The organism is Modicisalibacter muralis (genome assembly GCF_900102945.1).
GTDB lineage: Bacteria > Pseudomonadota > Gammaproteobacteria > Pseudomonadales > Halomonadaceae > Modicisalibacter > Modicisalibacter muralis.
On sequence record NZ_FNGI01000009.1, the window covers coordinates 193,471 to 202,150 of the forward strand.

At 61.8% G+C, this 8,680-nt stretch carries 11 protein-coding genes; 4 read left to right on the plus strand and 7 right to left on the minus strand.

The annotated features are described in order from the left end of the window. Positions 1 to 10: 10 nt before the first annotated feature. Both BLR92_RS15120 and BLR92_RS15125 read right to left on the minus strand, forming a co-directional pair. The gene (locus tag BLR92_RS15120) at positions 11 to 307 is read right to left on the minus strand and encodes a type II toxin-antitoxin system RelE/ParE family toxin (protein ID WP_089730055.1); all 297 of its coding nucleotides are present in this window, start codon (positions 305 to 307) and stop codon (positions 11 to 13) included. Beyond that, positions 307 to 546 carry a type II toxin-antitoxin system ParD family antitoxin gene (locus tag BLR92_RS15125; protein ID WP_089730057.1) on the minus strand — a complete coding sequence of 80 codons (240 nt, stop codon included), beginning with the start codon at positions 544 to 546 and terminating at the stop codon, positions 307 to 309. Before BLR92_RS15125 ends, BLR92_RS15120 begins: the two co-directional genes overlap by 1 nt. 91 nt (positions 547 to 637) lie before the next feature. Here BLR92_RS15125 and BLR92_RS15130 point away from each other — a divergent pair, with 91 nt between their 5' ends. The 4 genes from BLR92_RS15130 (at position 638) to BLR92_RS15145 (ending at position 4,468) form a co-directional block, all read left to right on the plus strand. Then, positions 638 to 871: a DUF3820 family protein gene (locus BLR92_RS15130; RefSeq protein WP_089730059.1), complete on the plus strand. Its 234-nt coding sequence runs from the start codon at positions 638 to 640 to the stop codon at positions 869 to 871. A gap of 235 nt (positions 872 to 1,106) precedes the next feature. Further along, complete coding sequence (locus tag BLR92_RS15135; RefSeq protein ID WP_089730061.1) at positions 1,107 to 2,498, plus strand: YfcC family protein; 1,392 nt, start codon at positions 1,107 to 1,109, stop codon at positions 2,496 to 2,498. A 9-nt stretch (positions 2,499 to 2,507) separates the two neighbouring features. Beyond that, entirely contained in the window at positions 2,508 to 3,209 is a 702-nt protein-coding gene (locus tag BLR92_RS15140; protein WP_089730063.1) for a DUF1028 domain-containing protein, read from the plus strand. Between the two features lie 14 nt (positions 3,210 to 3,223). After that, positions 3,224 to 4,468: an allantoate amidohydrolase gene (locus BLR92_RS15145; RefSeq protein ID WP_217636600.1), complete on the plus strand. Its 1,245-nt coding sequence runs from the start codon at positions 3,224 to 3,226 to the stop codon at positions 4,466 to 4,468. Positions 4,469 to 4,508: 40 nt separating this feature from the next. On the opposite strand, the gene BLR92_RS15150 is transcribed toward BLR92_RS15145, so the two are convergent. From BLR92_RS15150 to BLR92_RS15170, 5 genes are all read right to left on the minus strand, one after another. Further along, on the minus strand, positions 4,509 to 5,255 hold the full coding sequence (locus tag BLR92_RS15150) for a FadR/GntR family transcriptional regulator (protein ID WP_089730067.1): 747 nt from the start codon (positions 5,253 to 5,255) through the stop codon (positions 4,509 to 4,511). A gap of 68 nt (positions 5,256 to 5,323) precedes the next feature. Next, the gene (locus BLR92_RS15155; RefSeq protein ID WP_089730069.1) at positions 5,324 to 5,938 is read right to left on the minus strand and encodes a LysE family translocator; all 615 of its coding nucleotides are present in this window, start codon (positions 5,936 to 5,938) and stop codon (positions 5,324 to 5,326) included. A gap of 13 nt (positions 5,939 to 5,951) precedes the next feature. Next, positions 5,952 to 6,785: an AraC family transcriptional regulator gene (locus BLR92_RS15160; RefSeq protein ID WP_089730071.1), complete on the minus strand. Its 834-nt coding sequence runs from the start codon at positions 6,783 to 6,785 to the stop codon at positions 5,952 to 5,954. Between the two features lie 233 nt (positions 6,786 to 7,018). Then, positions 7,019 to 7,615, minus strand: coding sequence for a peptidylprolyl isomerase (locus BLR92_RS15165; protein WP_089730073.1), 597 nt, complete (start codon positions 7,613 to 7,615; stop codon positions 7,019 to 7,021). A 148-nt stretch (positions 7,616 to 7,763) separates the two neighbouring features. Beyond that, a protein-coding gene (locus BLR92_RS15170) for an IS5 family transposase (RefSeq protein ID WP_175488723.1) occupies positions 7,764 to 8,617 on the minus strand; the annotation gives its coding sequence in 2 pieces (ribosomal slippage) (positions 7,764 to 8,275 and positions 8,275 to 8,617; 855 coding nt in all). Positions 8,618 to 8,680: the final 63 nt, after the last annotated feature.

An 8,680-nucleotide genomic window follows, 5' to 3' on the forward strand; every position in this document is an offset into this window, starting at 1 on the left:
CCTGACGGCCCTACAGCAAATGCCCCTCGGGCAACATGCGCTTGTGCAGGATACGGATAATTTCAACAACATCCCTCTCGACTAACCGATAGAAAATGATGTGGCTGCCCTGAGGGTACTGTCGGTAGCCATGGCTTATCTCATCGCAGGTTTGCCCCAAGGTCGGATTTTCGCCCAAAAGATGAAAACATTGATCGAACTGGAGAATGTAGTGGTTTCGTTGATCTCGGCCCCATCTACGTTCCGTGTACAGAGCAATAGCTTTGAGATCAGCTTTGGCCTTCCTGGAAAGCTTGAAGTTCGCCATCAGCGTCCTTCGTTATCCAGCTCACGAATAAACGCGTCATAGGAGTAGTCTTCAAAACCACTATCCTCACCTTCCTTGAGCAGCTTGCGGAGTGTGGTCAGGCGGGTCTCGGACTCTTCGAGCAGACGCAACCCTGCACGGACGACTTCGCTGGTTGAGCTGTATCGGCCCGTTTTGAGCTGTCCTGCAATGAACGCATCAAAATGTTGGCCTAGAGTGATGCTGGTATTCTTTTGCATGATGCCACCTCACAAATACCAATAATTGGTATATTTTGGACCAAGCAGCATAACGGTGCAATGCACGCGAAATGACACAGGAACCCAACGAGTGAAGCCCGAGGACCTCGAAAAGTTGGTCACCCGCAAGATGCCCTTCGGCAAGTACGAAGGGCGGCTGATCGCCGACCTACCCGGCCCTTATCTCAACTGGTTTGCGCGAGAGGGCTTTCCGCGCGGGGAGATCGGCCAGCTACTCCATCTGATGCACGAGATCGACCATAACGGCCTGAGCCCGCTACTCGACCCGTTGCGACAAAAGCACGGGGCCGACGTGAAGCGCTGAGACTCGCCTGGCTACGCCGTGGGTGAGTCTCAGTGGTGCCTGATCCAAGCCCAACCCAATCGCGCGGCAACCCACACCGCCCCTTCCCTGAACCGGTAAGCACATCCTTACTTGGAAGCAACGGCCGTGCGGCGCCAATCCCGGTCTCATTCCTTGACCGAGCAATTTATCATGATAAATTGCTCGTAAGCGTCGGTACTCCCCTCGCCGGCGCCCGGCGAACAAGGACAATGACATGAGTACAAACGAGCAAGCGCAGCCACAGCGCAAGAAGAAGTGGTACCGGACAGTACCCGATCCCATGGTACTGATCTTCATGATCCTGCTGGCCACCTACGCCCTCACCTTCGTGGTGCCGGCCGGTGAGTACGAGCGGGTCGAGCAGGGCGGCCGCACTCAAGTGGTGCCAGGCTCCTTCCAATACCTGTCCGACGTGGACCCCATCTCGCCTTTCGGCATCTTCGTCGCCGTTCCACGCGGCTTGAACGAGGCGTCGCTCTACCTGTTCATCGTGTTCATTGCCGGCGGGTTGTTCCACATCCTGCAGCGCACCGGCGCGCTCGAGAACGCGATCGGCGTGGGGGTGAACAAGGTCGGCGTCGAGCGACGCAATGTCATCATCACGGCGGGTACCTTCATCTATGGCTTCTTCGGCGTAGCCGTAGGCTTCGAGAACAATATCGCCCTGGTCCCCATCGCGGTGTTGATCGCCAGCGCCATCGGCTGCTCGAGTCTGGTCGGTACCACCATGGCCGTGGGCGGCATCGGTGTCGGCTTCGCACTCTCGCCCATCAATCCCTATACCGTGGGCGTGGCCCAGGGCATCGCCGAATTGCCCACCTTCTCCGGCGCGTGGCTGCGCACCTTGCTGGTGGTCTCTGCGCTGGCCCTGTTGTCTTTGTACATCTGCAAATGGGTCGTCAAGATGGACTTCGAGGAGCCCGACGACACCAAGGCGATGAGCAAATCCCTGGATGAGTATCGGCTCTCCCGGCGCGACAAGATGATCCTGGGCGTGTTCGTGCTGGGCCTGGCGGCGATGCTGGTGGGTGTCTTCACCCAGGGCTGGTACATCAACGAGATCGCCGGCATGTTCCTGCTGATCGCCATCGTGATCGGCATCGTCAATGGTCTTTCCGCCAACGAGATCGTCAAACAGATGATGGAAGGCGCGTCCAAGGTCACCCCCGGCGCCCTGGTGATCGGCCTGGCGGCTTCCATCCAGGTGATTCTCAGTGAAGCCCAGATCATCGATACCATCGTTCATGCGCTGAGTAGCCTCATCCAGGGCATCCCCGGTGCCCTGGCGGCGATCGCGGCCAGTGTGGTGCAAGGCGTGATCAACCTCTTCATACCCTCCGGCTCCGGCCAGGCGCTGGTCACCATGCCGATACTGATTCCGGTGGCCGACCTGATAGGCATGAGCCGCCAGCTGATGATCACCGCCTTTCAGGTCGGCGATGGCCTGACCAACCTGATCGTTCCCACTTCCGGCGGCACCCTGGCCATGCTGGCCCTGGGGCGGGTTTCCTACGAGAAGTGGCTGAAGGCCATCATGCCCTTCATGGGGCTGGTCTATGCCCTGTGCTGGGTCGGCCTGGTGATCGGCCATTACGTCGGTTACTGAGGCCACGCCATGACCCTGTCACTGATCCATGTGCAGCCGGCGACCGGCACGGTCGCCGCGCTGACCGCCACCGGCGGCGTAGCGGTGGGCGGCTATGTGCATCATGTCTGGCGTGGCCTGGGCGCCTGCGCCACCCAGGGATTGGCCACCAATCCCTGGTATCCTGAGGGCGTTCGCCACGCGCTGCGCCAAGGCCACTTCGCACGAGAAGCCCTGCAGCGGGTGGTCCAGCGGGATGACGGCGCGTCATCTCGCCAGTGCCTGGTCATGGATGCCAACGGCCAATCCGCAGTGCACACCGGCCACGACAACCTGCCCGTGATCGCCAGTGAACTGCGCCCCACGGCCGCCGCTGCCGGCAACATGCTGGCTAATGAACAGGTGGTGGCGACACTGCTGCGGACGTTTTTGGCGCTGAGCTGCGCCAACCCCGACGACGTGTGGTCCCGAAACGCCCCGCCCCGCTACCACGACGGCTACGAGACCCACCTGCCGGAAACCCTGATCGAGGCGCTGGACGCCGCCCTGCAAGCCGGCGGCGACAACCGCGGCACCCGCTCGGCCGCCCTGCGCATCGAGTCCTTCGATGCCGCGCCGATCGACCTGCGCGTGGACTGGGACGACGCTCCCGCCGAGGCGCTGCGCGCACTGGTGCGCCGCGTTCGTGATCCCGGGTTCGCCGCCTTTCTCGCCTCGCTTCCCAAACAATGATTTCAGGAGAGACCATGACCGACTCCACGACACAAGCGGCCTTGGGCCGCCAATTGATGGCGCGCCTGGACGAGGCCGCACTCCATTCCCTCCCCGGTCCGGGCGTCACGCGCCTGTTCTGCTCCGACGAGCATCGCGAGGTGCTGGAGTTGATTGCCGACTGGATGCGCCAGGCCGGTCTGACGCCGGAACTCGACGCTTCGGGCAACCTGGTGGGGCGCAATGCCCGCGCCCTGGCGGGCGAGAATACGCTGATCCTGGGTTCCCATCAGGATACGGTGGCCGAAGGCGGCAAGTACGACGGCATGCTGGGTGTCGCCCTGCCGCTGCAGGCCTTGCAGGCGCTGAAGGAAGACGGCGTCGAGCTGCCCTACGGGGTCGAGGTGGTGGCCTTCGGCGACGAGGAAGGCACCCGCTTCCAGTCGACCTTGATCGGCAGTCGCGCCCTGGCCGGTACCTTCGATCCCGCGAGCCTCGAGGCGCGAGACGCGGACGGCGTGTCCCTCGGCGATGCCCTCGAGGCCTTCGGCGGCAAGCCAAGAGATATTCCCCAACTGGCCCGCAAGCCCGAATCGGTGATCGGCTTCGTCGAGGTACATATCGAGCAGGGGCCGGTGCTGGAGCAACGCGATCAGGCGGTGGGCGTCGTCACTTCGCTGACCGGTATCGAACGCCACCGCGTGACCGTGACTGGCAAGGCCGGGCACGCCGGCACCACGCCCATGGCGGGCCGCCGCGATGCCCTGGTGGGCGCGGCCGAGATGGTGGTGGAAGCGGATAGGCTGTTGAACGCCACGCCGGACTTCGTCGGCGTGGTAGGAAAGCTGGAAGTACGCCCCAACGCCGTGAATGTCATCCCCGCCGAGGTGACCTTCACGCTGGAACTGCGCTCCCCCGATGCCGACGTGCGGGAGACGGGAAGCCGGGAGGTCCTGGACGCCTGCCGGCGCCTTGCCCAGGCGCGTGGACTCGAGCTCGAGATCGAGTCCACCTACCAGGCTGACGCAGTGGCCTGCGCCGAGTGGCTGATCGAGGCGTTGGAGGGCGCCTGCCAGGCCTGCCACGAACCCGCCGAGCGCCTGTTCAGCGGTGCCGGTCATGACGGCCTGGCCATGCACGCGATGACCGATATCGGCATGCTCTTCGTGCGCTGCAAGGACGGGCTGAGCCATCACCCGGACGAGGCGATCACGGCCGAGGATGCCGAGCGGGCCACCCGCGTGCTGATGCGCTTTCTCAGCGATCTGGAAGCGGCATAGCAAGCTCGCGACGCGGCTTGATGCCGGGAGAGGCCCGGCGTCAGCCGGTCAGGAATCCGCGGCGCACCTGGGCCTCGTTGTCGTTCATTACCGCCTGGGCCGAAAGCAGGTGCTCGCGCATCAGCTCTCGGGCCAGGTCGGCCTCGCCGGCCTCGATCGCATCCAGGACCCGAGCATGATACTGGCATCCGGTGGGGCCGATCTGGTGATCCCCCGGTTCATACAGGTGCCGGTAGACGGTCAGGTCGGAGAGCACCTGTACCGTGAAGCGGATGATGAACGAGAGCAACGGGTTGCCGCCGGCCAGCTCCGCCAGCATTTCGTGGAAGCGCAGCGAGTCGATGTGCTGCTGGCGCTCGTCCTCCAGGTCGGGGGCCGGCGTGGCGTAGCTGTGCAGGCTTTCGCGCAGGCGAGCCAGATCGTCGGCGCCAACCTTGCCGGCCAGCGATGCAGCCAGCTCGGGCTCCAGCGCCAGGCGGATCTGGTAGATGTCGCGGATCGAGATGTCCTGGAAATAGAAGTAATGGCTGAGCAGCGAGGTCGCCTTCGACTCGCTCATCTGGCAGACGAAGACCCCGCCGCCTGGACCGGTGCGCGTCACCACCAACCCCTGCGCTTCCAGCACCCGGGTGCTCTCGCGAATCGTGCCCTTGGATACGTCCAGGGTGTCCATCAGTTCGGCTTCGCTGGGCAGGCGGTCGCCCGGCATCAGCTGACGATCCACGATCCAGCCCTTGATGGTATCCGCGACGTGGTAAGGAAGACGACGCGATGCAGAACCAGCCATTGCTTCTCTCATGCCGACACAGGGGTTGCCAAGGGTAAGCCATTCGCTGGGGAGCGAACAGGCTGCCGTCAATTGATTCCCGTCGAAAGCGGCAGCCAAACATGCTCATAACCGATCGACAGGGAGACGCCCGCCAACAGTGCTGACATGGCGAGACTGAAGCCCTTGAGGATTCTCGGGTTCTCGATGCGCTTCCCAAGCAGGGCACCGATCAGCGCATAACTGCCGGGCGCTCCGACCGCCAAAACGGCCAGCCCAAGCGACCAGAATATCAGGCTGACGCCGTGAATCCCTACGGCTGGAAATTGAATCGTCGCGATCGGCAGTGTCGCTATCATGCCCTTGGGGTTGCATAGCTGCATGATCAGGCCGTCGCGAAAGCGAAGCACGCGCGGTGCTTGGCGCACGGAACCCAAGTCGATGCTTGACCTGGCGATCTTGATGGCAAGATAGAAGATGTATCCGCAACCCAACGCCCCAATCACGGCTAGCATATCGCCGCGCACCCAGGCAGCACCAACCCAGCCGAACACCACAAACAAGATGAGCATGGCCAGCCCCACCCCGAGATAGAAACCGAGTGAGGCTCTGGCCTGCCCATTGAGCCCGGCATTCAGGCCAAGCAGATTCACTGGCCCAGGCGTGTACATGACGCCCAGGGCATAGGCGACGATCGCTAACATGGAGGAACCTCGATTAGTGCATGACGCTGCGCTGGTACTGATATGGCGTCATGCCATAGATGCGCTTGAAGCGGCGATTGAAGTGGCTGAGGTCCGCAAAGCCATAACGCAATGCCACGTCATTGGGCACGGCGCCGGTCTCCAGCGCGCTGCGGGCGGCATTGATTCGGCAGTTGAGCACGTATTGGTGCGGAGTGATGCCGAACTGTTGACGGAACAGACGCAGGAAATGGTACTTCGAGAGATGCGCGGCCTGGCTGATATCGTCCAGCGACACATCCTCCTCGAGATGCGCGAGGATATAGTCCTTGGCATGTTTCAGTAGTGCGTCGGGTCGACTGACGATGCCGCCCGGCTGGAACCTGCCGGCACGCTGAACGAGCCGCGTCACCACTCGGTAGAGGGCCTGTTCCTGATCGATGCGACTGCCTACCTGACGGGTCACCAGGTGAACCAGCTCCAGGATGGCTTGGCGTAGCGCGGGGTCCGGTATCAGGGTCTCAGCGCTTCTAAACCTGCCTGCACTCTCGCGCCCAAGCGCATCGGCAAACAACGCCTCGAGCTGGCGGGGAGCCACGTAGGCCATGACATACCCCAGCGTGCTTTCGCCGCCCGAGTGCCCGTCATGCACTTCCTCGGGATTGAATTGAATAACGTTGCCGGGCGGGCTGCGGTGAAACTCACCGCCGCTGAAGAAATCCTGCCGCCCCGCGAGGGTGACGCCGAAGGCGTATTCTTCATGGGCATGGCGGTCATAGCTGAAATCGCTCATCGCCGCCTTGAGCACCGTAAGCTCGGGAACATGCCGACTCTTGAAGAACCGAAACTGGCTGGAATGCTTTGCCATGCCACACCTCCTGAACGCCAACAGGCATAGCTTAGCGCTACCACCAGGCCCAAGGCTTGGACATTATTGCTGAAATAAGTGGAGATGGGCTTAGCCGGCGATGACACGATAGCGTGTGCTGCGCCCCCTGCCCGATAGCCTCTCGATGCAGCCCTGCCCCTGGTCACCGAAGCACTGCCAGAAACGCGCCTTGGCCAGGCTGCGGCCGATGCTCGCCAGCGGCGCCTACATTTTCACTCCTTGCGCACTACGCGCTCGATCACGATGGGCTGCTCGGGCACATTGCGGCGCCCTTCGAGGGAGTCGGTAGATACCTCGGCGATGCTATCGACCACGTCCATGCCGTCCACCACGCGGGCAAAAACGGCATAGCCATAACCGCGCACCCCGTGATTCAGAAAGTCGTTGTCCGCAACGTTGATAAAGAACTGGGCGGTCGCGCTATTCACGCTCTGGGTGCGGGCCATCGCCAGCGTGCCGCGCTGATTGGTCAGGCCGTTATCGGCTTCGTTCTCGATTGGAGCCTTGGTCGACTTGCGCGTCATATCGACGGTGAGCCCGCCACCCTGGATCATGAAACCGGGGATGACGCGGTGGAAAATGGTTCCCCCGTAGAAGCCCTCATCCACATAGGCGAGGAAGTTTTTGACCGTGATGGGAGCGCGTTCGCTGAATAATTCCAGCGTGATATCACCCTTGGAGGTTTGCAGTACCACCGTCGGGGTCTCGCCCGCCGCCTTGTCGTGAGTCGTCGCGCCCAGCGCCGGAGCGACAGCCACGAGGGCCAGCACCAAGGCGCCGATACAACCTGAGATAGTCTTTAAATTCATTGTGTTAACACCTTGAGATATTGGGAAATAGCGCGACATGGGAAGGAAGGCGATGCGATGCAGGACCCGCCATTGCTTCTCTCATGCTGACACAGAGGGGCAAGGGTAAGCCATTCGATGAGAGGCGGACAAAATTCCGGAGGAGGTGCTAGGCTTTGTCTGAAAAGTCAGCGCGCAAGCAACGAACTATGCACGCCAGGCATACCATTGCCCTGAAGCTGCTCGCCAACTTGTCGTATCGCGTGCACAGCCGCCGGATCTCCTTCAGCCAGCCAAAGCAGCGCTCGATCACGTTGCGCTGCCGGTATTTGACCTTGTCGAATATCCTCGGCAGTCCTGGTCGGGGCTTACGATGCATCCGACGATAAGCAATCGTGGGACGCATGCGATACCGATCACAGTAGCGCCGCAGCGCATCACTGTCGTACCCCTTATCGGCCACGATATGTTGGCAACGCTTCCTTGGCCGCCCCTGAGGGCTCGGCAATCGAATGGTCTCCATCGTGGGAATGAAATAGCTCGAATCAGCATGATGGCCGGGCGACAACACGAAGGACAGAGGATAGCCATTCCGATCGCAGACCATATGGAGCTTGGTGGTCAGGCCGCCACGGCTGCGGCCCAGCGCATGGTCTACGGGTTCGCCTGATCCCCCTTTTTGCCACCTCCCGAGGCGGCGCGGGTTGCCCGGATAGCGGTAGAATCGATCATCCAGGTATCCAAATTCATCAGACCATCTTCACGCAGCTCAAGATGCAAGCGTGACAGCAAGGCGTCGAAGGTGCCGTCGTCTCGCCACTGGCGAAAGCGCTGATAGACGGTCTTCCAGGGGCCATACCGTTCGGGGAGGTCTCGCCATTTCGCGCCGGAGCACAGGATCCAGAAGATCCCGTTGAGCATTTGGCGGTCATCCCGGCGGGGCCGGCCCATCACCTGGGGTGGCGAGACAATGTCTTCGATCAGGGACCAACCATAGTCGGTAATTTCGTAGCGTCCTGCCATATTGCACCTATGCCGATGTCACATAGCAAAAATTAGCAGAACCTACTTTTCAGACAAAGCCTA